General features: G+C 69.9%; 22 protein-coding genes and 1 riboswitch. Of the genes, 6 read left to right on the forward strand and 16 right to left on the reverse strand.

Features of this window, described 5'->3' with window-relative positions:
• Window positions 1-13: 13 nt before the first annotated feature.
• From AC4OXY_RS17305 to AC4OXY_RS17320, 4 genes are all read right to left on the reverse strand, one after another.
• Entirely contained in the window at window positions 14-1024 is a 1011-nt protein-coding gene (locus AC4OXY_RS17305; RefSeq protein WP_356020901.1) for a C40 family peptidase, read from the reverse strand.
• A 284-nt stretch (window positions 1025-1308) separates the two neighbouring features.
• Entirely contained in the window at window positions 1309-2343 is a 1035-nt protein-coding gene (locus AC4OXY_RS17310; RefSeq protein ID WP_376293550.1) for a C40 family peptidase, read from the reverse strand.
• Between the two features lie 220 nt (window positions 2344-2563).
• The gene (locus tag AC4OXY_RS17315; RefSeq protein ID WP_356020897.1) at window positions 2564-3907 is read right to left on the reverse strand and encodes an NYN domain-containing protein; all 1344 of its coding nucleotides are present in this window, start codon (window positions 3905-3907) and stop codon (window positions 2564-2566) included.
• A 38-nt stretch (window positions 3908-3945) separates the two neighbouring features.
• Entirely contained in the window at window positions 3946-4185 is a 240-nt protein-coding gene (locus AC4OXY_RS17320) for a hypothetical protein (protein ID WP_071372391.1), read from the reverse strand.
• Window positions 4186-4340: 155 nt separating this feature from the next.
• On the opposite strand from AC4OXY_RS17320, the gene AC4OXY_RS17325 reads away from it, so the two are divergent.
• Together AC4OXY_RS17325 and AC4OXY_RS17330 are read left to right on the forward strand one after the other, a co-directional pair.
• Window positions 4341-5084 carry a rhomboid family intramembrane serine protease gene (locus AC4OXY_RS17325; RefSeq protein ID WP_491994175.1) on the forward strand — a complete coding sequence of 248 codons (744 nt, stop codon included), beginning with the start codon at window positions 4341-4343 and terminating at the stop codon, window positions 5082-5084.
• Window positions 5081-5362, forward strand: a complete 282-nt coding sequence (locus tag AC4OXY_RS17330; protein WP_356020892.1) for an Lrp/AsnC family transcriptional regulator — start codon at window positions 5081-5083, stop codon at window positions 5360-5362. Before AC4OXY_RS17325 ends, AC4OXY_RS17330 begins: the two co-directional genes overlap by 4 nt.
• A gap of 37 nt (window positions 5363-5399) precedes the next feature.
• Here AC4OXY_RS17330 and AC4OXY_RS17335 read toward each other — a convergent pair whose 3' ends face one another.
• The 6 genes from AC4OXY_RS17335 to ctaE form a co-directional block, all read right to left on the reverse strand.
• Window positions 5400-6761 carry an aminotransferase class V-fold PLP-dependent enzyme gene (locus AC4OXY_RS17335; RefSeq protein ID WP_356020890.1) on the reverse strand — a complete coding sequence of 454 codons (1362 nt, stop codon included), beginning with the start codon at window positions 6759-6761 and terminating at the stop codon, window positions 5400-5402.
• A gap of 190 nt (window positions 6762-6951) precedes the next feature.
• Window positions 6952-7068: riboswitch (SAM riboswitch) on the reverse strand.
• 74 nt (window positions 7069-7142) lie between these two features.
• Window positions 7143-8207 (reverse strand): anthranilate phosphoribosyltransferase, encoded by a 1065-nt coding sequence (trpD, locus tag AC4OXY_RS17340; RefSeq protein WP_491994176.1) that lies wholly within the window; start codon window positions 8205-8207, stop codon window positions 7143-7145.
• 126 nt (window positions 8208-8333) lie between these two features.
• Window positions 8334-9971 (reverse strand): cytochrome bc1 complex cytochrome b subunit, encoded by a 1638-nt coding sequence (gene qcrB / locus AC4OXY_RS17345; RefSeq protein ID WP_356020886.1) that lies wholly within the window; start codon window positions 9969-9971, stop codon window positions 8334-8336.
• Entirely contained in the window at window positions 9968-11026 is a 1059-nt protein-coding gene (qcrA, locus tag AC4OXY_RS17350) for a cytochrome bc1 complex Rieske iron-sulfur subunit (protein ID WP_356020884.1), read from the reverse strand. The genes qcrB and qcrA overlap by 4 nt, the downstream gene beginning before the upstream one ends.
• Window positions 11023-11835 (reverse strand): cytochrome bc1 complex diheme cytochrome c subunit, encoded by an 813-nt coding sequence (qcrC, locus tag AC4OXY_RS17355; RefSeq protein ID WP_356020881.1) that lies wholly within the window; start codon window positions 11833-11835, stop codon window positions 11023-11025. The genes qcrA and qcrC overlap by 4 nt, the downstream gene beginning before the upstream one ends.
• A 57-nt stretch (window positions 11836-11892) precedes the next feature.
• Window positions 11893-12513 carry an aa3-type cytochrome oxidase subunit III gene (ctaE, locus tag AC4OXY_RS17360; RefSeq protein WP_071372384.1) on the reverse strand — a complete coding sequence of 207 codons (621 nt, stop codon included), beginning with the start codon at window positions 12511-12513 and terminating at the stop codon, window positions 11893-11895.
• A gap of 166 nt (window positions 12514-12679) precedes the next feature.
• Here ctaE and AC4OXY_RS17365 point away from each other — a divergent pair, with 166 nt between their 5' ends.
• Window positions 12680-13081, forward strand: a complete 402-nt coding sequence (locus AC4OXY_RS17365; protein WP_356020878.1) for a response regulator — start codon at window positions 12680-12682, stop codon at window positions 13079-13081.
• A 41-nt stretch (window positions 13082-13122) separates the two neighbouring features.
• On the opposite strand, the gene AC4OXY_RS17370 is transcribed toward AC4OXY_RS17365, so the two are convergent.
• The 4 genes from AC4OXY_RS17370 to ctaC all read right to left on the reverse strand — a co-directional run bounded on the left by AC4OXY_RS17370 (window position 13123) and on the right by ctaC (window position 17611).
• Window positions 13123-14385: a L,D-transpeptidase gene (locus AC4OXY_RS17370; protein ID WP_491994177.1), complete on the reverse strand. Its 1263-nt coding sequence runs from the start codon at window positions 14383-14385 to the stop codon at window positions 13123-13125.
• Between the two features lie 144 nt (window positions 14386-14529).
• Window positions 14530-14928, reverse strand: coding sequence for a cytochrome c oxidase subunit 4 (locus tag AC4OXY_RS17375; RefSeq protein ID WP_071382877.1), 399 nt, complete (start codon window positions 14926-14928; stop codon window positions 14530-14532).
• A complete protein-coding gene (ctaD, locus tag AC4OXY_RS17380) occupies window positions 14925-16655 on the reverse strand; it encodes an aa3-type cytochrome oxidase subunit I (protein ID WP_356020873.1) in 1731 nt (576 codons plus the stop codon). The genes AC4OXY_RS17375 and ctaD overlap by 4 nt, the downstream gene beginning before the upstream one ends.
• Window positions 16652-17611 carry an aa3-type cytochrome oxidase subunit II gene (gene ctaC / locus AC4OXY_RS17385; RefSeq protein WP_356020870.1) on the reverse strand — a complete coding sequence of 320 codons (960 nt, stop codon included), beginning with the start codon at window positions 17609-17611 and terminating at the stop codon, window positions 16652-16654. The genes ctaD and ctaC overlap by 4 nt, the downstream gene beginning before the upstream one ends.
• A gap of 257 nt (window positions 17612-17868) precedes the next feature.
• Here ctaC and AC4OXY_RS17390 point away from each other — a divergent pair, with 257 nt between their 5' ends.
• Complete coding sequence (locus AC4OXY_RS17390) at window positions 17869-19254, forward strand: cysteine desulfurase/sulfurtransferase TusA family protein (protein ID WP_491994178.1); 1386 nt, start codon at window positions 17869-17871, stop codon at window positions 19252-19254.
• 12 nt (window positions 19255-19266) lie between these two features.
• On the opposite strand, the gene AC4OXY_RS17395 is transcribed toward AC4OXY_RS17390, so the two are convergent.
• Window positions 19267-20241, reverse strand: coding sequence for a carbohydrate kinase family protein (locus tag AC4OXY_RS17395; protein WP_356020865.1), 975 nt, complete (start codon window positions 20239-20241; stop codon window positions 19267-19269).
• A 130-nt stretch (window positions 20242-20371) separates the two neighbouring features.
• On the opposite strand from AC4OXY_RS17395, the gene AC4OXY_RS17400 reads away from it, so the two are divergent.
• Window positions 20372-20581, forward strand: a complete 210-nt coding sequence (locus AC4OXY_RS17400) for a hypothetical protein (RefSeq protein WP_356020863.1) — start codon at window positions 20372-20374, stop codon at window positions 20579-20581.
• A 110-nt stretch (window positions 20582-20691) separates the two neighbouring features.
• The gene (locus AC4OXY_RS17405; RefSeq protein WP_376293532.1) at window positions 20692-22185 is read left to right on the forward strand and encodes a hypothetical protein; all 1494 of its coding nucleotides are present in this window, start codon (window positions 20692-20694) and stop codon (window positions 22183-22185) included.
• A 67-nt stretch (window positions 22186-22252) separates the two neighbouring features.
• Here AC4OXY_RS17405 and AC4OXY_RS17410 read toward each other — a convergent pair whose 3' ends face one another.
• Window positions 22253-22609, reverse strand: a complete 357-nt coding sequence (locus AC4OXY_RS17410; protein WP_030340884.1) for an iron-sulfur cluster assembly accessory protein — start codon at window positions 22607-22609, stop codon at window positions 22253-22255.
• Window positions 22610-22796: the final 187 nt, after the last annotated feature.

Below are 22796 nucleotides of genomic sequence, written 5' to 3' on the forward strand. Positions count from 1 at the left end.
GCGCGCCACCCGCTCAGGGCCGGGTGACCGAGGAGATCGGCATCATGCCGACGGGGTCGTAGCGGACCGCGGCGCCCGGGTAGGGGGCGTGGATGACCTTGCCGTCGCCGACGTACATGGCCACGTGGCTGGCGTCGGAGCGGTAGACCACCAGGTCACCGGGGCGGGCCTGGGAGAGCGGGATCTGCCGGCCGGCGAAGCGCTGCTCCTGCGAGGTGCGCGGCAGCTGGAGCCCGGCCTGCGCGTACGACCACTGCATCAGACCCGAGCAGTCGAAGCCGGAGGGGCCGTTCGCGCCCCAGACGTAGGGGTGGCCGAGGGCGGCCTGGGCGGCGGCCACGGCGGCCGCGGCGCGGGCGTCGGGGGCGACGGCGCCGGTCAGGTCGGGCAGGCCGATGCCGCTGTCGCGGGAGGCGCGGTCGTAGGCGTCGCGGGCGTCGGTCGGCAGGGCGTCGAGCAGCTGCCGGGCCCTGGCGAGCTTCTTCTCCACGGTCCGCTTGTGCACGACGACGGCCCTGCGGCTCTTCTCCAGCTCGGCGAGCTTGCCGGCCGTCTCCGAGCGCTCCTGCGCGAGGTTCCGCAGCGCGGAGCTCAACTCCCGTAGCCGGCCCGCCTGTTGGACGTCGATGCGGTCGAGGGTGGCGGCCTTGTCGAGGTAGTCCTCGGGGTTGTCCGAGAAGAGCAGCGCGACGGTCGGGTCGAGGCCGCCGGACCGGTACTGCGCCCCGGCCAGCGCACCGAGCTGCTCGCGCAGGGAGTTGATGCGCGCCTGCTGCCGGGCGATGTGGTCCTGGGCGTCGTGCACCTCGCGGCGCAGCGCGTCGGTCTGCTCCTGGGCCTTGTCGAAGGCCTGGGTCGCCTGCTCGGCCTCCTGGTAGAGGCGGTCCACCTCGGCACGGGTGTCGGCGTGCGGTGCCGCATGCGCGGGTACGGCGCCGAGCGCGGTGGCTGCGGCGGACAGGACACACAGGGCGGCGGCGCCCCGGTGGAATCCGGAGGAGGCAAGGCGGCGGTGAGACCCCACGGCGGTCCTTCTGCTGGCGGACAGATACCGCTCCCCCGGCGCCTGGGGACGGGGAGGCCCCGGCGTCGGGGGAGCGCGCCAGACAGTAGCCGTACGCGAGGGGCCGGGCCAAAGACCCGGAAGGCGACATAGCGGGACACCCCGCCGCTGACGCAGGTCATCGGCGGGGCGAGGAGTCAGTTCCGGTTCCGGGGATTCGCCCGTTCGGGCGCCCGGCGTCCGCGTTTCGCAGCGGGTCCGCGGGGGTGCGCCGGGCTACTCGGCCCGGGCACCCGGAGGCATGATCAGACCCGGACGCCGAACTGGAACGGCATGTCGGAGATGGACTCGTAGCGGACCACGGCACCGGTGTGCGGGGCGTGCAGCACCTGGCCGTTGCCGGCGTACAGGCCGACGTGGTGGATGTCGCCGTAGAAGAAGACCAGGTCGCCGACCTGGAGGTCGCTCATGGAGCTGATCCGGGTGCCTATGGTGGCCTGCTCCTGCGAGGTGCGCGGGATGGAGACGCCGGCCTGGGCGTAGGCCCAGGAGGTCAGGCCCGAGCAGTCGTAGGAGGCGGTGCCGGTGGCGCCGTAGACGTACGGCTTGCCGATCTGCGACTGGGCGGCGGCGAAGGCGGCCCCGGCCAGGCCGGAGGCGGCCTTGCTGTTGCCGAGGTCGACCCGCGAGCTGGCGGAGCGGTCGGCGCGCTGCTGCTGGTCGGCCAGCTGCTGCTTCTCCTTGGCCGTCAGGGTGTTGAGCAGCTGCTGCGCGTCGGCGAGCTTGGCCTGGACGTCCTTCTTGTTCTGCTCCAGCTGGGCGCGGGTGGCGGAGAGGTCCTTGAGCTTCTCACCGGCCTCGGCCCGCTCCTGGGCCAGCTCGCGCTGTTTGTCCTGGATCTTCTTCAGCGCGTCGACCTGCTGGGCGCTCAACTGGTCGAGCGTGGAGGCCTTGTCGAGGAAGTCGTTCGGGTTGGACGACAGGAAGAGCTGGACCGAGGGGTCGATGCCGCCGGAGCGGTACTGCGAGGTGGCCAGCGAACCCAGGCTGTCGCGCAGCTTGTTGAGGTCCTGCTGACCCCGCGCGACATTGTCCTGGATGGTGGATATTTCCTTCTGCAGCTTCTGCTGCTTCTCCTTCGCCCCGTCGAACTTCTCGGAGGCCTGCTCGGCCTTCGAGTAGAGGTCGTCGACCTTGGCCTTGACCTGGTCCTTGCTGAGCTTCTGGCTCGGCGCGGCGTTGGCGGCGTTCGCGCTCAGCACGACGGCCGCGGCGGCTGCGGTGGTCAGCACGGTCACGCGGGCGCGACTCTGCTGCTTGGGTCGACGGTGGGACGCCACGAGGGACGAACTCCTTCGTGTGAGTGAGTGAGTGATCACCCGTTCGGAGGTTCGAGCCCTGACCCTAGTGACCCGCTCGTGATCAGTTCAAATCCCAACGGCAAAAAATCCCGTCACTCTATGCATTCTTTGCACACAATTCACGGGGCGTGAGACGGGGTTGACACTAGGTTGCGCAGAGATCATGCCAATTCGGGCATTGGGCATACCCGTTGAACCTTCAGGACAGTCGCTTCAGAAGCACCGCAGAAGCGACCGGTCGGGCACCCGCCTTGGCGACGCCGTCCGCCACCTCGCGGTCCGTGGAGGCGACGATGACCGGACGGCCCGGCGGTTCCGCGCGCACGAGCTGCCGGATCAGCTCGTCGGCCGTCACGCCCGGCTTCGAGAACAGCACCCGCACACCGCGCGGCGGTGCGAGCAGCACGGGCGCGGCCAGTTCGGCGCCGTCGAAGACACAGGTCACCTCGGCGCCGGTCTGCGCGGCGAGCGCCGAGAGCTGGCCGAGGAGCCGCAGCCGCTGCTTCTCCAGCGGCATCTGCGGATAGCCGGTCTTGGTGACGTTGTAGCCGTCGACCACCAGATGCGCCTGCGGCAGCGCGAGCAGCTGGTCGAGGATGGCCGGATCATGCTCGGACAGGGCCCGTGCCGCGATGTCCTTCGGGGTCATCCGGCCCGGCTCGACGGCGTCCACGGTCTCGGCCGGCCGTACGGACACCGGCGGCAGGGCGAGCTCGCGCCGCAGGCCCTGGGCGGCGTCCAGCAGGGTGTCCAGCAGCAGCCGCACCCGCATGTCCTCCACGCTGCGGCCCTCGCGGGCGGCACGCCGGGTGGCCTCCAGGGCCGTCTCCGCCTCGCCGAGCCGGGCCTTGAGCCGCCGCGACTCGCTCTCGGCGGCCGACACCTGCGTCTGCGCCTCGGCCCGTACGGCGTCCATCTCGGTCTGCGCCTTGCGCAGAGCGGCCTCGCCGCGCTTGACGTCGCTGTGGGCGGCCCGGAGCTTGCGGTGCAGCGACTCCGCCTCCTTCTTCGCCGACTCCAGCTCCGCGCGCAGCCGTTCGGCCTCGGCGCGGGTGTGCTCGCGGGCCTGCGCCAGCTCGGCGCGCAGCCGCTCCAGCTCGACCCGGCTCTCCTCGTCCGCCCGCTCGGCGTCCGCACGCTGGGCCTCCTCGCCGGCCGCGGCGACCAGCTTCACCCAGCCCGCGGGGCGCAGTACGTAGGCCGCGGCCGCCACGTCGAGCGGGTCCGCGGCCGGGGGCGGGGAGCCGGAGTCGAGGGCGCCGGTGAGCTCCGGCTGCGCCTCTCTGAGCTTCTCCCCGATCCGCTGCCGGAACAGCGGATCGGTCTCCAGCGCCGCCGCCATCGCGTTTCCGGCGAACTTGGCCCGGCGACTGGGGGTGAACCGGGCGTACTGCCGCAATTGGGCGGGCAGTTCGGACATGGTCAGGCCGCCGAAGCCGTCCGAGACGATCTGCACGACCCGTCGGCGCACGCCGTCGGGCAGCGGACGGTCAAGCACCTCGGCGGTGCCGTCGCCCGGCCCCCCGCCTGCGGTCTCCACCATCCGTCACACCCCAATGCCTCTACGGGGCCGTCTCCCTCTCAGGAGTCGGCGCCCGGCCTGTCCACGAGCTCCACCTGGTCCACCGCGTTGCACCAGCGGCAGCGCACCGATTCGATGGTCTCACTGACCACCTCGCGCTCCTCCACCGTCGGGTCGCCGGCCAGATCGAGATGGACGTACTCGACGACCTTCGACGAACGGGTCACGTCGAACCGGGTCAGGTTGCCGCACAGGGTGCAGCGCCACCGGGTGGTCGCGGTCGGCAGGGGAACCGTCATCGTGGCAGTCCGCTTCCTTACTCGTGCTCTTTTCCGCGCCGTCGGCCGACGCGTGTGGCCGTAACCCTACGGCCTGGCAGGGACTCGCCGCCCGCCCGTCCACGACGGCGAGGCGGTCTGTCGGCATGCATCCCGTTACGTCATGCTCTGTGTTCATGATCAGCGAGTGGAGCGCGACGGCCGGCCGGACTCTCAGAGCGGTGCGGAGCACCTCGGCACCCATCACCTACGGGCTCATCGCGCTGTGCAGCCTGATCTTCGTGCTGGGCCCGGCCTCCGGGTTCACCCCCGGCTACGGCTCCGGGGAGGCCCTCGCGGCCGCCCAGCAGGCCTACTTCCGGCACTGGGGCGTGGTGCCGGCCGAGTTGTTCGGCGGGCCGGCCCGCGAGATCCTCACGCCCGCCACGGCCCTGTTCGTCCACGGCAACTGGGTGCACCTGCTCGGCAACATGCTGTTCCTCTTCGTCTTCGGGGCGATGACGGAGGAGCGGATGGGCCGGATCGAGTTCACCCTGTTCTACGCCGGATGCGGCTACCTGGCCCTGCTCGGGTACGCGGTCGCCAACGCCGACTCCGCACAGTCGCTGGTGGGCGCCTCGGGTGCCATCTCGGCGGTCCTCGGCGCGTTCCTGTATCTCTTCCCCCGGGCCCGGGTGACCAGTCTGCTGCCGTTCCTCCTCTTCGTGCCGCTGCGGTTCCCCGCCTGGGTCGTGCTGCCGTTCTGGGTGGCGGTGCAGTGGGCGGCGGCGAGCCAGGCCTCCGAGGGGCCCGGGGTGGCGTATCTGGCGCACCTGGTGGGGTTCGGGCTGGGCTTCCTCTACGCGTGGGTGCGCTACGGGCGTGGGACTAGAGTGAAGTGCACCCCAGCTCCGGCCCCCGAGGGAGAGAACCAGCCGTGATCACCGCGATCGTCCTCATCAAGACCAGCGTGGACCGGATCCCCGAGATCGCGGAGCAGATCGCCTCGCTGGACTCGGTCAGCGAGGTCTTCTCCGTCACGGGCACGTACGACCTGATCGCGATGGTCCGGGTGGGCCGGCACGAGGACCTGGCCGACGTCATCCCCGGCCGGATCAGCAAGATCCCCGGCGTGGAGGCCACCGACACCCACGTGGCGTTCCGCACCTACTCCCAGCACGACCTGGAGGCGGCCTTCGCGATCGGACTGGACTCCTGACCGGCTGAAAGCCGCCTCGGAACGGGCGTACGAACCCTCACACCGCCGGCACGCAGCGGCCGTCCTGCGTGCGGTACGTCCACCGGGCGCCCTCGGTCACCAGTTCCCGCACGGCGGTCACGAAGCGCTCGACGTGCTCGTCGGGGGTGCCCGCGCCGAAGCTCACGCGGATGGCGTTGAGGGACTTCTCGCCGGGGGCCGCCTCGGGTGCGCCGCACTCGCCCTGGGTCTGGGGGTCGCTGCCGAGCAGGGTGCGGACCAGCGGGTGGGCGCAGAAGAGGCCGTCGCGGACGCCGATGCCGTACTCGGCGGAGAGCGCGGCGGCGAAGTGGGAGCTGTTCCAGCCCTCCACCACGAAGGAGATCACGCCGACGCGCGGGGCGTCGTCGCCGAACAGGGACAGCACCTTCACCTGCGGCACCGCGGCCAGGCCCGCGCGGACCTTCGCGATCAGGTGCTCCTCGCGGGCCACCAGGTTCTCCCAGCCGGCCTCGGTGAGCGCCTTGCAGGCCGACGCGACGGCGTAGGCACCGATGACGTTCGGGGAGCCCGCCTCGTGCCGGGCGGCGCTCTCGTGCCACTCCACGGCCACTCCCCCGTCCGGACGCCGGGTGACCGTGCGGCTCGCGCCGCCGCCCGCGAGGTACGGCTCGGCCGCGCGCAGCCAGTCCGCGCGGCCCGCGAGGACGCCGGAGCCGAAGGGCGCGTACAGCTTGTGCCCGGAGAAGGCGACCCAGTCGACGTCCAGGTCGCGCACGTCCACCGGGTGGTGCGGGGCCAGCTGGGCGGCGTCCAGGACGATCCGGGCGCCGTGGGCGTGCGCGGCGGCGGCCAGCTCGCGCACCGGCCACAGCTCGCCGGTGACGTTGGAGGCGCCGGTGACGCAGACCAGGGCCGGGCCGTACGGGTCGCGGTCGGCGAGGGCCCGCTCCAGGGTCTCGACCGCCTGGCGCGGGGTGCGCGGGGCGTTGAGGTAGGTGACCCGCGCGTCCTGCCAGGGCAGCAGGGAGGCGTGGTGCTCGGTCTCGAAGACGAAGACCTGGCAGCCGGCGGGCAGGGCACGGGCGAGCAGGTTGAGCGAGTCGGTGGTCGAGCGGGTGAAGACCACCTGGTCGTCGGCGCGGCAGCCGAGGAACTCGGCGACCGTCCTGCGGGCGTTCTCGAACAGGTCGGTCGAGAGCTGCGAGAGGTAGCCGGCGCCGCGGTGGACGCTGCCGTAGTACGGCGCGTAGGCGGCGACGTCGTCCCAGACGCGCTGGAGCGCGGGGGCGCTGGCCGCGTAGTCGAGCGCCGCGTAGGTGACCTCGCCACCGGTCACGAGCGGGACGGTGACATCCCGGCCCAGAACGGGCAGCGGGGCGCAAACGGACTGGTCGGCGGCAGCGGTGAAGACAGACATGGGTGGACTCCCGTGAGGACGTACGCCGAAGGAGCCGAAGAGGCCGAAGCAGCCACGGAACGGCGTACGGAAAGATGAGAAAAGGGGATGCGGAGGCGGGGCTCTGCGGCCCTATCGCATTCGCTTGCTCACGGAAGGCTCCCTCGAACGACCAGGACCCCTGGCCCCACACTCTCAGAAGTGTGCGAGGGGTCCGCGCTTGCCGTAGACCTCGCTGCCTACGACCTGGTCTTCACCCGGGGCACCCCGCCACGGACGGAGGGTTGCCGGACAGTCGGCCGGGGCCTCATGACTGTCACTCATGACCTGGTTCAGGAACCTACGTCAACTGATCGTCGTCCCGCAACCCTGGTCCGGATCGCGGGACGCCCGTCGTGACCGCTATGCGTTGGTCGCCGCCACCCAGCGCTCCAGCGCCCGCTTCGCCGCGCCCGAGTCGATCGACTCGACGGCCCGGGCCATGCCGGCGGCGAGCTGCTCGGCGAGCGGGATGTCCGTCGGGTTCAGGGCGACGAGGGCCGCCGCCGAGTTCAGTACGACGGCGTCCCGGACCGGGCCCCGCTCGCCGTCCAGCAGCCGGCGGGCCACCTCCGCGTTGTGGGCCGGGTCGCCGCCGCGCAGGGCCTCCACGGGGACGAGGTCGATGCCGACCTCGCGGGGGTCGAAGACCTCCTCGGTGACCTTGCCGTCCCGCACGACCCAGACATGGGACGTGGCCGTCGTCGTCAGCTCGTCCAGGCCGTCGTCGCCGCGGAAGACCAGCGCGGAGTTGCCGCGCTCCGCGAGCACGCCCGCGACGATCGGCGCCTCCCGCGCGACGGCCACGCCGACCGCCTGGGACCGCACCTTCGCCGGGTTGGTGAGGGGACCGAGCAGGTTGAACACCGTCCGGATGCCCAACTGGCCGCGGGCGGCGCCGACATGACGCAGCGCCGGATGGAACTTGACCGCGAAGCAGAAGGTGATGCCGGCCTCCTCGGCGACCTCGGCCACCCGCCGGGGCGTGAGGTCGAGGTTGACGCCCAGCTTCTCCAGGACGTCGGAGGCACCGGAGGCGGAGGAGGCGGCGCGGTTGCCGTGCTTCACGACCTTGGCGCCCGTACCGGCGACGACCAGCGAGGACATCGTGGAGATGTTCACCGTCCGCGCCCCGTCGCCGCCCGTGCCGACGATGTCGACGGTGCGGCCTGGCACCTCGATCACGTTCGCGTGCTCGTACATCGTGCGGACCAGGCCGGTGATCTCCTCGACCGTCTGTCCCTTGGCCCGCAGGGCCACCGCGAACCCGGCGATCTGGGCGTCGGTCGCCTCGCCGCGCATGATCCGGTCCATCGCCCAGGCGGTGTCGTCGGCGGACAGGTTCTCGCCGTTCAGCAGGCCGTTCAGCAGGGCGGGCCAGGAGCGGCCCGCCGCGGTGTCGCCTCCAGCGGGGGTCACAGCGCTCATGGTCGCTCCTGAGTGTCGTACCTGCGAAATCGTCGTCCGATCCCACCCTATCGGCCCCGGGACAGGGCGAAGGGCCCCGTCCGGCTTGCGGACGGGGCCCTTCGGCGTGGCGTGGCGACGCGGGGATCAGTGGTGGCCGTGGCCGCTCGTGATCTCCTTGTACTCGTCGACGGTCGGCTTCGGGATCTGGTTGTCCTCGCCGTAGTAGGCGTCGGACAGCTTGGCCCGCAGCTTCTCCGAGGTTCCGACCTTGCGCTGGACCCCGTTCTCGTCGACCACCGGACCGATGGCGGCCGGCTCGTACTGGTGGTGCGCGGTGAGCGTGTGCAGCTGCTCCTGGCTGAGCGGCTCGTGCACCTCGATGAACTCACCGTGCGGCAGCCGCTTGATGATGCCGGTCTCGCGACCGTGCAGCACCTTCTCGCGGTCGCGGCGCTGGAGGCCCAGGCAGATCCGCTTGGTGACGAGGAACGCCAGGACCGGTCCGACGAAGAAGAAGATCCGGACGAAGTAGGTGACGGCGTTGATCGACAGGTGGAAGTGCGTGGCCCACAGGTCGTTGCCGCCGCCGACCAGCAGCGTCAGGTACAGCGTCATCCAGGCGACACCGAGACCCGTACGGGTCGGGGCGTTGCGCGGGCGGTCCAGGATGTGGTGCTCGCTCTTGTCGCCGGTGACCCAGGACTCGATGAACGGGTAGACCGCGATCGCCACGAGGACCAGCGGGAAGATCACCAGCGGGATGAACACACCCAGGACGAGCGTGTGACCCCAGAGGTTGATCTCCCAGCCCGGCATGAACCGGATCAGGCCCTCGGAGAAGCCCATGTACCAGTCGGGCTGGGCGCCGGTGGACACCTGGTCCGGACGGTAGGGGCCCATGGCCCAGATCGGGTTGATCTGGGCGACCGCCGCGATGAACGCGATGACGCCGAAGACCAGGAAGAAGAAGCCTCCGGCCTTGGCCATGTAGACCGGCAGCAGCGGCATGCCGACGACGTTCTTCTCGGTCTTTCCGGGACCCGCGAACTGCGTGTGCTTGTGGTAGAAGACCAGGATCAGGTGGCCCACCATCAGGCCGAGCATGATGCCCGGCAGCAGCAGGATGTGGATCGAGTAGAACCGGGCCACGAAGTCGTGACCGGGGAACTCGCCGCCGAAGAGGAACATCGACAGGTACGTGCCGACGATCGGCACGGACAGGATCGCGCCCTCCATGAAGCGGACACCGGTGCCGGAGAGCAGGTCGTCCGGCAGCGAGTAACCGGTGAAGCCGGTGAACATGCCGAGGACGAACAGCAGGAAGCCGAACAGCCAGTTGATCTCACGCGGCTTGCGGAACGCGCCGGTGAAGAACACGCGCATCATGTGCACGAACATGCCGGCGAGGAAGATCAGCGCGGCCCAGTGGTGGATCTGCCGCATGAGCAGACCACCGCGCACGTCGAAGGAGATGTGCAGCGTCGAGTTGAACGCCTCGGACATCAGCTGTCCCTGGAGCGGGACATACGAGCCGTGGTACACGACCTCGTTCATCGACGGGTGGAAGAACAGTGTCAGATAGACACCCGTCAGGATGATGATGATGAAGCTGTACATGCACACTTCGCCCAACATGAACGACCAGTGGTCGGGGAAGATCTTGCGCATGTTGCTCTTGGCCAGGGAGTAGATCCCGAGTCGGCCGTCGGCCCAGTCGGCGACGCGCTCGCCGGCCGGGGCCTTCCCGCGTGCGCGGGGGGATTCGTTCGCTGCAGTACTCATCCGCGCTCCCAGAATGCAGGACCGACGGGCTCCTCGAAGTCGCCGAGCGCTTCGAGGTAACCGTCACTGTCCACGCCGATGCGCAGCTGCGGCAGGGCGTGGCCGGCGGGGCCGAAGATCACTCGGGCACCGTCGGAGAGGTCGAAGGTGGACTGGTGGCACGGGCACAGCACGTGGTGCGTCTGCTGCTCGTACAGCGAGATCGGGCAGCCGACGTGGGTGCAGATCTTCGAGAACGCGACGACGCCCTGGTGCGACCAGTCGAGCTCGCGCTTGTCCTTGATGTTCTCCGGCTGCAGCCGGACGATCATCAGGGCGGCCTTGGCGATCTCGTTCTGGAAGTCCTCGCTGGTCTCCTCCAGGCCGTCGGGCTTGGCGAAGGTGAGCGAGCCGACCGCAACGTCCTCGGGGCGCAGCGGCTGGTTCGTGTTCATGTTGACCAGGCGCTTGCCCTTGGCCCACATGGTGTGCCGCAGCTTGTCCTTCGGGGCCGGGCCGAGACCGCCGAGCAGGAAGACGCCGGAGAGCGGCACCATGGCCAGCGCGCCGAACATCGTGTTGCGGATCAGCTTGCGGCGGCCGAGGCCGGACTCGGCGGCACCCTGGCGGAAGTCGGCCATGACCTTCGCGCGTACCTCGGGCGAGGCCTCGATCGCGTGCCGGTCGTCGGCGACCTCCACGTCGGACATCAGGGTGCGGGCCCAGTGGACCGCGCCCGCGCCGATGCAGAACAGCGCCACCGCGAGGGTCACACCGAGCGCGAAGTTCAGCGCGCTGAGGTGACCGATCGGGAAGACGAAGATCGACTTGTCGTGCGGGATCGCCAGGTACGCGGCGATGAAGGCGACGGTGGCCAGCATCGACACCGTGAACAGCAGGGCGACGACGCGCTCGGACCGCTTGGCGGCCCGCTCGTCGATGTCCTGGATCCGGTGCTCGTGCGGGGGCAGCCCCGGGTCGGCGAACGGGTTCTCCTCGTCCGCGACGCTTACGGCGCCGTGCGCGTGCTCCTGCTCAGCGGGCAGGTTCTCTTCTGGAATGTCTTGGCTACTCATGACTTCTTGGCCTTTGCGGTCCGAGCGGCGACCCAGACGGCGACCGCGATCAGTGCGCCGAGGCCGAAGATCCAGGCGAACAGACCCTCACTGACCGGCCCGAGGCCGCCCAGCTCCAGACCGCCCGGGTTCTCCGTCTTGTCGCCGTTGACCGCGTTCAGGTACGCGATGATGTCCTTCTTGTTCTTCGACGACATCGTGGTGTCGGGGAAGGACGGCATGTTCTGCGGGCCCGTCTGCATGGCCTCGTAGATGTGCTTCGGAGCGACACCCTCCAGGCTCGGCGCGAACTTGCCCTGCGTCAGGGCACCGCCCTTGCCGGTGAAGTTGTGGCACTGCGCGCAGTTGGTGCGGAACAGCTCGCCACCCTTGGCGATGTCCGCGCCGTCCGGACCGTACTGGTCCTTGGTGGGGACGCTCGGGCCGGCGCCCAGCGAGGCGATGTACGCGGCGAGCTGGTCGATCTGCGTCTGGTTGTAGACGACCTTCTTGCGGGGGACCTGGGCTCCCTGCATGGTGGCCGCCGGCATACGGCCGGTGCCGACCTGGAAGTCGACCGCCGCGGCGCCCACGCCGACCAGGCTCGGGCCGTCGGAGGAGCCCTGGCCACCGGTGCCGTGGCAGCTGGCGCAGCCGACCTCGTAGAGCTTCTTGCCCTCTGTGATGGTCAGGGACTGGGAGGTTTCATCGGCCTGCGCCTTGCCCGCGGGCGCGAACGCGGCGTACAGCCCCCCAGTGGCCGCCAGCGCGAGGAGTAGGACGACGACCGCCGCCAGCGGATGGCGTCGTCGTGCGGAGAGCTTTTTCACGGATTACCCCGGTGTCAGGATCTTCAGCGTCGATGCTTCTGGATGCGGGAGGTCCCGCTACTTGATCAAGTAGATCGTGGCGAAGAGGCCGATCCAGACCACGTCGACGAAGTGCCAGTAGTAGGACACGACGATGGCGGCGGTCGCCTGCTCGTGAGTGAACCTCTTGGCCATGTAGGTGCGGCCGAGGACCAGCAGGAAGGCGATGAGACCGCCTGTCACGTGCAGGCCGTGGAAGCCGGTGGTCAGGTAGAAGACCGAGCCGTACGGGTCGGAGGACAGCGAGATGCCGTCCTTCTTCACCAGCTCGGTGTACTCGTAGATCTGACCGCCGATGAAGATCGCACCCATGATGAAGGTGACGATGAACCAGCCACGGAGCTTCTTCACGTCCCCGCGCTCGGCCGCGAACACGCCGAGCTGGCAGGTGAGTGAGGAGAGCACCAGGATCGTGGTGTTCGTCGCCGAGAAGGGCACATTGAGTGCTTCGGCCATGTGCTTCCAGTGCGCCGGACCCGTCACCGATCGCAAGGTGAAGTACATCGCGAAGAGGGCCGCGAAGAACATCAGCTCGGAACTCAGCCAGATGATGGTTCCGACGCTGGTGAGGTTCGGCCGGTTGACCGACGGGTGCGCGTGCCCGGTTTCTACTGTCGTTGCTGTCGCCACGACCGACATTATGTCGGTCGCTTATCCCGCCCTCACTCCGGGGGGTGCCGTTCGGAGTGTTGCTGCCCGCCGAACCGGTGTTGACGTGGTGTTCATGGGCGCTTTGACCGGAGTAAGCTCCGCCCGAACGGCCCTGTCCGTCCCGTCCGTACGACGCTGACGTCCCGGAGGAACAATGCAGCCGACCGCCACCGTGCTGGTCTACAGCGACGACTCCAACACCCGCGAACAGGTACGGCTGGCAGCCGGGCGCAGGCCCGCTCCCGACGTCCCCTTTGTCGAGTTCGTGGAGTGCGCGACCCCGGACGCGGTGCTGCGCGAGCTGGACCGCGGCGGCATCGACGTGTGCGTGCTCGACGGCGAGGCCGTGCCGATGGGGGGCATGGGCGTGTGCCGGCAGATCAAGGACGAGGTGTTCAACTGCCCGCCGGTGCTGCTGCTGATGGGCCGCCCGCAGGACGCCTGGCTGGCCACGTGGAGCCGCGCGGACGCCGCGGTGACCCTTCCGGTGGATCCGGTGGAGTTCGCGTCCTCGCTCGCCTCCCTGCTGCGGCACAAGCGGCTGTTGAGCGCCTAGCGGCTCGGGGCGCGGCGGCCCCGCGCCCCGTCCGGGCACTCTCACTGCGCCGTTGGTACGAGTCTCACCCTGTCCGCCGCCGACTGGCCGACGGGCGTGCCGCTCACCAGGGCGGTGCCCTGGCGCCACTTCTTCCAGTCGACGTTCCAGTCGCCGAAGCCGTTGCCGAAGGGCTCCATCTGCTTGCCGTTGGAGTTGACGACCTTGACGATGTCGCCCTCGCGGATGTTGTGGAAGAACCACTGGGCGTTCGACGTACTCATGCCGGTGCAGCCGTGGCTGACGTTCGCGGAGCCCTGTGAGCCCACGGACCAGGGCGCGGCGTGCACGTACTCGCCGGACCAGGTCACCCGGGTGGCCCAGTAGACGTTCAGGTCGTAGGAGTCGGAGGTGCCCTCGGCGATGCCGATCGTGGTGCCGCGCATCCGTACGAGGTAGCTCTTGTTCAGGACGACCTTGACGCCGTTGCGGGTCTCGAAGCCGGGCCTGCCCGTGGTGACGGGGATCGATCTGATCGCCTGGCCGTCCTTGTAGACCGTCAGCCGGTGCGCGGCGGCGTCCGTGACGGCCTCGACCCGGTCACCGGTGGTGATCTTCAGCGGCTTGGACGCGCCGCCCCACAACCGGTCGCTGATCTTGATGCCGTCCAGGTTGCTGTGCACCGTGACGGTGGCGTGGGCGGGCCAGTACTCCTTGGGCCGGTAGTGGAGTTCCTTGCCGTTCACCCAGTACCAGGAGCCCTGCACGGACGGCGTGGACTCCACCCGCAGGGCGCGCTCGACGACGGCCCGTTGCGCCTTGTCCTTGATCTCCTGGTCGAGTTGGGCGGTGATGGGCTGCCCGACGCCGTACTCGCCCGAGTCCGGGCCGAGTGTGACGGTCAGTCGCTTCTTGGCCGTGGGCTTGCCGGTGTCGAACGTGAGGACCTTGCGGCCGGGCGCGCCGTCCTCGTCCTCCGTGCTCACCGCGATCGTGTAATGGGCGTTGGCGGCCAGCGGGGAGGTGCTGTGCCATCGACTGCCGTCGGCGGTGAGTTCGCCCGCCACGTAGCGTCCTGCGGCGTCCTGGGCGGTCACGTCGGTGATCCGGCCCTCGCCGTCGTTGGCGGTGATCTCCAGGGGCTTGTCCGGGTCGGCCCGCTTTCCCGCACCGGCGGGGCCGCTGACGGAGATCTGGTCCGCCGCGTCGTACGGCTTGGCCGACAGGGGGTTGCCGTCCGAACCGCAGGCGGTGACGCCCGCGCCGAGGGCGGTCACCAGCAGCGTGCAGCTGACGACGGTGCGGGTCCGCGGAGTGTGGTTCATACGATCACGCTATGAGGTGTTGACCCCATTTACCCGGTGCGTAACCCGTACGAGGGATCGACACTGCTCCATATGAACGACGACAGCCGGAAGCCCGGACGCTCCACATGGAGTGTCCGGGCTTCCGGCGCGCGTTCTCGTGTGCTACTGGGTGCGGTTCTCACCGTGGTAGTACTCGAACACCCAGCCGAACAGGCCGAGGATGATGAACGGGGCGGCGAAGTAGATCAGCCACCAGCCGACCGCGATGCTGAGGAAGGCGATCGCACCGCCGAAGCCCAGCAGCAGCGGCTGCCAGCTGTGCGGGCTGAAGAAGCCCAGCTCGCCCGCGTCGTCCGCGACATCGGCCTCCTTGTCGTCCTGGGCGCCCGCGTCGACCCGCCGGGCGGTGAAGCCCAGGTAGAAGCCGATCATGACGCTCAGGCCGAAGGCCAGGAACAGCGCGGTGGTACCGGCCGGCTCCTTCGACCACACGCCGTACACGATGGCCATGATCAGGATGAAGACGCTCAGCCAGATGAACAGCCGACCCTGGATCTTCACTTGCCGGCCTCCTTGCTGCCCGCGATGGCACCGACGCCGGAGTGCTCCAGCTGCTCCAGAGCGGCGATCTCAGGGTGGTGCAGGTCGAACGCCGGGGATTCGCTGCGGATCCGCGGCAGGGTGAGGAAGTTGTGCCGCGGCGGCGGGCAGGAGGTCGCCCACTCCAGCGAACGGCCGTAGCCCCACGGGTCGTCGACGTCGACCTTCTTGCCGTACTTGGCCGTCTTCCAGACGTTGTAGAGGAACGGCAGGATCGACAGGCCGAGCAGGAAGGAGCTGATGGTCGAGACCGTGTTCAGCGCGGTGAAGCCGTCGGCCGCCAGGTAGTCGGCGTAACGGCGCGGCATGCCCTCGGCACCCAGCCAGTGCTGGACCAGGAAGGTGCCGTGGAAGCCGATGAACAGCGTCCAGAACGTGAGCTTGCCGAGGCGCTCGTCCAGCATCTTGCCGGTCATCTTCGGCCACCAGAAGTGGAAGCCGGAGAACATGGCGAAGACGACCGTGCCGAAGACCACGTAGTGGAAGTGGGCCACCACGAAGTACGAGTCGGAGACGTGGAAGTCCATCGGGGGCGAGGCCAGGATGACACCGGTCAGACCACCGAACGTGAAGGTGATCAGGAAGCCGGTCGCCCAGAGCATCGGCGTCTCGAAGGACAGCGAGCCCTTCCACATCGTGCCGATCCAGTTGAAGAACTTCACACCGGTCGGTACGGCGATCAGGAAGGTCATGAAGGAGAAGAACGGCAGCAGCACACCACCGGTGACGTACATGTGGTGGGCCCACACCGTCACGGACAGACCGGCGATCGCGATGGTCGCGGCGATCAGACCCATGTAACCGAACATCGGCTTACGGGAGAAGACCGGAATGACCTCGGAAATGATGCCGAAGAACGGTAGCGCGATGATGTACACCTCTGGATGGCCGAAGAACCAGAAGAGGTGTTGCCATAGCAATGCTCCGCCATTTGCGGCGTCGAATACATGGGCGCCGAATTTACGGTCCGCCTCCAGGGCGAACAGCGCGGCCGCGAGGACCGGGAAGGCGAGCAGGACCAGGACGGCGGTCAGCAGCACGTTCCACACGAAGATCGGCATGCGGAACATGGTCATGCCCGGGGCGCGCATGCAGATGATGGTCGTGATGAAGTTGACCGAGCCGAGGATGGTGCCGAAGCCGGACATGGCCAGACCCATGATCCACATGTCCGAGCCGATGCCCGGCGAGCGGACCGCGTCCGACAGCGGCGAGTAGGCGAACCAGCCGAAGTCGGCCGCGCCCTGCGGGGTGAGGAAGCCGCCCACCGCGATGAGCGAGCCGAACAGGTACAGCCAGTAGGCGAACATGTTCAGCCGCGGGAACGCCACGTCGGGCGCGCCGATCTGCAGCGGCATGATCCAGTTGGCGAAACCGGCGAACAGCGGCGTCGCGAACATCAGCAGCATGATCGTGCCGTGCATCGTGAACGCCTGGTTGAACTGCTCGTTCGACATGATCTGCAGGCCGGGACGGGCCAGCTCGGCGCGCATGAGCAGCGCCATCACGCCGCCGATCAGGAAGAACGCGAACGACGTCACGAGGTACATCGTGCCGATCGTCTTGTGGTCGGTGGTCGTCATCCACTTGACCACGACATTACCGGGCTGCTTGCGCCTGACCGGCAGCTCGTCCGCGTACGAGCCTGCGGCTGCCGCGGCACCCTGGGGTTCGTTGAGGATGCTCACAGGTTGTTCGTCTCCCGGTTCTTCTCGTGGCTCGTCTGCGCGATGCCGGCGGGAATGTAACCGGTCTGCCCCTTCTTGGCGAGGTCCTTGAGGTGCGCCTCGTACGCTGCCGGGGAAACGACCTTCACGTTGAACAGCATCCGGGAGTGGTCGACACCGCAGAGCTCGGCGCACTTGCCGAGGAAGGTGCCCTCATGGTTGGGGGTCACCTGGAACGAGTTGGTGTGGCCCGGGATGACGTCCATCTTCATCAGGAACGGCACCACCCAGAAGGAGTGGATGACGTCACGGGACGTGAGGACGAAGCGGACCGTCTTGCCCTTGGGGAGCCAGAGGGTCGGACCGGGGTTGCCCGTCTGCGGGTTCTTCGTGGCGGGCGTGCCGACGTCGTAGACGCCGCCGGCGTTCGCCGGGAAGTCCTTCTTGAACCGGTCCGGAATGGCGTCCAGGTTCTTGTCGGTCTTCGCGTCGCCGGAGACACCGGGAACGCTCTCGACGTAGTTGAAGCCCCAGCTCCACTGGAAGCCCACCACGTTGACCGTGACGTCGGGCTTCTTGGAGAGGTCCAGGAGCTTCGACTCGTCCCGGGCCGTGAAGTAGAAGAGCACCGAGATGATGATGATCGGGACCACCGTGTACAGGGCCTCGATCGGCATGTTGTACCGAGTCTGCGGAGGTACCTCGACCTTGGTGCGGCTGCGCCGGTGGAAGAAAGCACTCCACAGGATCAGGCCCCACACCAGCACGCCGGTGGCCAGTGCAGCCGCCCAGGAGCCCTGCCACAGGGAGAGGATCCGCGGAGCCTCTTCCGTGGTCGGGGTGGGCATGCCAAGGCGGGGGAAGTCCTTGTATGTGCAACCGGTTGCGGTCGCCAGGACCAGGCCCGCGGTCAGTGCCTGCAGCAGCTTCCGCCGCATCGGGCGCCGCGGCGAGCGGTCGGAGCCGTTGGGACTCACGTAGCGCCTTCCCGAGAGTCTCGCCCGCGCGGTCGGCTGCGGCCTTCTCGCTGGTCGGTCGCCGCCCTGCGGCGGGCAGGGGTTTGGATGTTTATGCGGACCAAACCCTAGCCCACCCTCTCCGAGGGTTCGCGGGGAGGGGTGCCTACTGGAGCGGGTGGTTCGCTGAATTGGCGGGCGCGGGCTCGTCGTGGCTGGTCGCGCGGTTCCTCGCGCCCCTTGGCCGGCTGCCCCGTCCGGGGTCTTAACGTTGCCGTATGGCCTACTTTGACGCTGCCTCCAGCGCTCCTCTTCACCCGGTCGCCCGTCAGGCCCTGTTGGCCTCCCTGGACGACGGCTGGGCCGATCCCGCTCGGCTCTACAGGGAGGGGCGCAAGGCACGGATGTTGTTGGACGCGGCGCGGGAGGCGGCGGCCGAGGCGGTGGGGTGCCGCGCGGACGAGGTGGTGTTCACGGCGTCCGGGACACAGGCCGTACACACCGGTGTCGCGGGGGCGTTGGCCGGGCGGCGGCGAGTCGGAAGCCACCTGATCGTGTCGTCCGTCGAACACTCCTCCGTGCTCCATTCGGCCGACCTGCACGCGTCGGGCGGCGGGACGGTCACCAAGGTGGCCGTCGAGCGGACCGGGCGCGCCGACCCCGCCGCCTACGCGGCCGCGCTCCGGGAGGACACCGCGCTCGCCGTGCTCCAGTCGGCCAACCACGAGGTGGGGACCGTGCAGCCGGTGGCCGAGGTGGCCGCGGTGTGCCGGGCGGCCGGGGTGCCGTTGCTGGTGGACGCGGCGCAGTCGCTGGGCTGGGGACCGGTCGGGGGCGGCTGGTCGCTGCTCGCGGCCAGCGCGCACAAGTGGGGCGGGCCGCCCGGGGTCGGACTGCTCGTCGTCCGCAAGGGGGTGCGGTTCGCCGCCCAAGGACCGGCCGGCGAACGGGAGTCGGGCCGGGCGCCCGGTTTCGAGAACATCCCGGCGATCGTGGCGGCCGTGGCCTCGCTGCGCGCGGTACGCGCCGAGGCGGCCCAGGAGGAGGTGCGGCTGCGGGAGCTGACGGCACGGATCCGGACGCGGGTGCCGGCGACCGTGCCCGACGTCGAAGTCGTCGGCGACCCCGAGCGGCGGCTGCCGGGGATCGTCACCTTCTCGTGTCTCTATGTCGACGGAGAGGCCCTGCTGCACGCGTTGGACGAGGCGGGTTTCGCCGTGTCGTCCGGATCGTCGTGCACGAGCAGCACGCTGACGCCCAGCCATGTGCTGAAGGCGATGGGGGTGCTGAGCGAGGGCAACGTCCGGGTGTCCCTGCCGCCGGGGGCGGCCGAGGCGGACGTGGCGCGGTTCCTGGAGGTGCTGCCGGGGGCCGTGGCGGGGGTCAGGGAGAAGCTGGGCGCCCCGGCCCCCGCGCCGGCCGTACCGGCCGGGGGAGCCGGGGAACTCGTCGTCGACTCCCTCGGCAAGCGCTGCCCGATCCCGGTCATCGAACTGGCCAAGGTGTTCGGTGACGTGCCGGTGGGCGGCACGGTCCGCGTCCTCTCCGACGACGAGGCCGCCCGGCTGGACATCCCGGCGTGGTGCGAGATGCGGGGGCAGGAGTACGTCGGGGAGGAGCCGGCGGAGCGGGGGACGGCGTACGTGGTGCGCAGGGTGAGCTGAGCCGCGCCGGGCTCAGCCCAGGTGGGCCTGGACCTCCCGCGCGGCCTCGTCCCCGTACGCCTTGGTGAAGCGCTCCATGAAGTGGGCGCGGCGCAGCTGGTACTCCTGCGTGCCGACCGTCTCGATGACCAGCGTGGCGAGCATGCAGCCGACCTGCGCCGCCCGCTCCAGGGACACGCCCCAGGCCAGCCCGGACAGGAAGCCGGCGCGGAAGGCGTCGCCGACGCCCGTGGGGTCGGCCTTGCGCTCCTCCTCGGCGCAGCCGACCTCGATCGGGTCCTCGCCGGCCCGCTCGATGCGCACGCCCCGCGAGCCGAGCGTGGTGACGCGGTGGCCGACCTTCTCCAGGATCTCGGCGTCGCTCCAGCCGGTCTTGGTCTCGATGAGGCCCTTCTCGTACTCGTTGGAGAAGAGGTACGTCGCCCCCTCCATCAGCACCCGGATCTCGTCGCCCGCCATCCGGGCGATCTGCTGGGAGAAGTCGGCGGCGAAGGGGATCGCACGCGAGCGGCACTCCTCCGTGTGGCGGAGCATGCCCTCCGGGTCGTCGGCGCCGATGAGGACCAGGTCGAGGCCGCCCACACGGTCGGCGACGGTCTTCAGCTCGATGAGGCGGGCCTCGCTCATCGCGCCGGTGTAGAAGGAGCCGATCTGGTTGTGGTCGGCGTCGGTGGTGCACACGAAGCGGGCGGTGTGCAGGGTCTCGGAGATCCGGACCGAGTCGGTGTCCACGCCGTGCCGTTCGAGCCAGGCCCGGTACTCGTCGAAGTCGAAGCCGGCGGCACCGACCAGGATCGGCCGCGTACCCAGCTGCCCCATGCCGAACGCGATGTTGGCGGCGACGCCGCCGCGGCGCACGTCGAGGTTGTCGACCAGGAAGGAGAGCGACACCGTGTGCAGCTGGTCCGCGACGAGCTGGTCGGCGAAACGGCCGGGGAAGGTCATGAGGTGGTCGGTGGCGATGGAGCCGGTGACTGCGATGCGCACGACGGGCATTCTCCTGCGGGAGGCTGGATTGACAGTTCACGCTACCCGGTCGGGCGACACCGCTGTAGTTGGCAAAACTACCCGATAGTAGGCCTTTCTTCGCACCGTCGGCCGAGCCTACGGTGCCAGCATGACGAACCTCAGGGTCCACTCCCCCGCCCCGGCCGACCTGGAGGGCGACCTCGCCACGCTGCGCGTCGACTGCGCCCGGATGGCCGGGCGCTGGTCGGTGCCCGCGCATGCCGAGTCGCGGCCGGTGCCGCCGTCCCGTATCCATGGGGTGAGCGTGCCGACGCGCTCCGCGCGGCTGCTGGACGAGATGTCCGACTACGGCGACTGACACACGGGCGCACCGCCCGGGAACCGCACGCTCCCCTCACGCGTCCCATTGCCGTCCCCCACCAGGGGGAGGCGGGATACGACCTGCCTCGACCAACGAGGAGCGATGCGGTGAACACCGAGCGACCCGAGGACCGCGAGCACCTTGAGGGCTCCGCACACACCGGGAACCGTGCGGAGCGCGCCGACGACGAGCACGGCGGACGGCGCCGGTCCCGGGTCGCCGTCCTCTCCGTGGCCGCCGCCGTGCTGCTGGTCGGCGGCGGTGGCGCCTATCTCGCGGCGAGCGGTGCCACGGGCGGTCGTACGGACGGCGGTCCGGGGGCGGCCGGCGCGGGGGCCACTCCCCCGCCGCTCGCCCTGGACGGCCGGAGCAACGACCCCTACGGCGCGACGTACGTGGCCCACGGCGGGCTGCCGGGCGGCCCCGGCTCCGCGCCGGTGTACACCCCGCGCGGCGAGGTCGGCAAGGACGCCGTGACCAGGCTCGCCCGGGCGCTCGGGGTGGCCGGGACGCCGGTGGCCGAGGGCGGGATCTGGCGGGTCGGCGGCAAGGACGGCACGGGCCCGAGCCTGACGGTGAACCGGGACGCGCCGGGCAGCTGGACCTTCAGCCGCTACGCACCGGGCACCGACGACTGCGCGAAGGGCGCCCTGTGCACGCACGGCCCGATGGGTCCGACGGGCGGCGCGGTGAGCGTGTCGAGGGCGACCGCGGCGGCGGCCCCCGTACTGAAGGCGGCCGGGCTGGACGACGCGAAGGTCGACGCGAGCCAGGTGATGGGCGTCCAGCGGGTGGTGAACGCGGAGCCGGTGGTCGGCGGGCTGCCGACGTACGGCTGGACGACCGGTCTGACGGTCGACCGACAGGGCGAGGTGGCGGGCGGGCACGGCCTGCTCGCGGCGCCGGTGAAGGGCGACACGTATCCGGTCCTGGACGCGGCGAAGACGTTGAAGCTGATGAACGCGGCGCCGAAGGGCGACCACCGGATGGGGATCGGCGGCTGCACCCGTCCGGTACCGGTCAAGGACCGCTTCGAGCGGCCCTGCGGGGCGGACGCCGGCACCTCCGGGACGGACACGGCCACCGTCGACAAGGCGGTGTTCGGGCTCGCCGCGCACTCCGTCGCCGGGAAGCAGGCGCTGGTGCCGTCCTGGCTGTTCCGGGTGCGGGGCGACGCGGCGGGCGGTGCGTACACGGTGACGTATCCGGCGGTCGATCCCGCGTACCTGACGCCCGCGCCCTCCATCGGGGCTCCCTCCGGCGGGGCTCCTTCGGGCGGACCGAGCACGGCGCCGAAGCCGCACACCGTGAAGGTCGAGGGGTACACGGCCGACGACCGTGAGCTGACCGTGAGCTTCTACGGCGGGGTGTGCGCGGACTACTCGGCGGCGGCGAAGGAGAGCGACGGCAGGGTGACCGTCACCGTCACCGAGCATCCCTGGCCGGACAAGGTGTGCGTGATGATCGCCAAGGAGTACGTGAAGACCGTACGGCTGACCGCGCCGCTGGACGGGCGGACGGTGGTCGGTGCGGACGGCACGCCGATCCCTCAGGCCAAGCCGGGCGCGCTGCGACCGGAGACCGGGGCACCGGCGCGGTAGCCCCGGCGTACGACGAAGGCGGCGGCCCCGCGGAGGGGGCCGCCGCCTTCGTCATGCCGTGGCGGGCTCAGCTGAAGGAGTCGCCGCAGGCGCAGGAGCCGGTCGCGTTCGGGTTGTCGATCGTGAAGCCCTGCTTCTCGATGGTGTCCACGAAGTCGACGGTGGCGCCGCCCAGGTACGGAGCGCTCATGCGGTCGGTGACGACCTTGACGCCGCCGAAGTCCTTCACCACGTCGCCGTCGAGCGAGCGCTCGTCGAAGAAGAGCTGGTAGCGCAGGCCGGAGCAGCCGCCGGGCTGGACGGCGACGCGCAACGCGAGGTCGTCACGGCCTTCCTGGTCGAGCAGGGCCTTGACCTTGGCCGCGGCGGCGTCGGTCAGGATGATGCCGTCGGTGACGGTGGTGGTCTCGTCCGATACGGACATCTACATCTCTCCCGGGTTGTACGGAGACTGCTTGCCGACCAGTGCAACCGGCGCTTCCGCGGATTCATTCCGGGCCGGGCAGTCGCGTTGTCGCGGTTTCGCTTCCGTCTTCATGCTCGCACATGGCCGAGGACGCGGACAGCGGCCCGCGGGGCGGCTGGAGCGGGATTCATGTCACATCGACGTT

This window comes from Streptomyces sp. HUAS MG56, assembly GCF_058673395.1.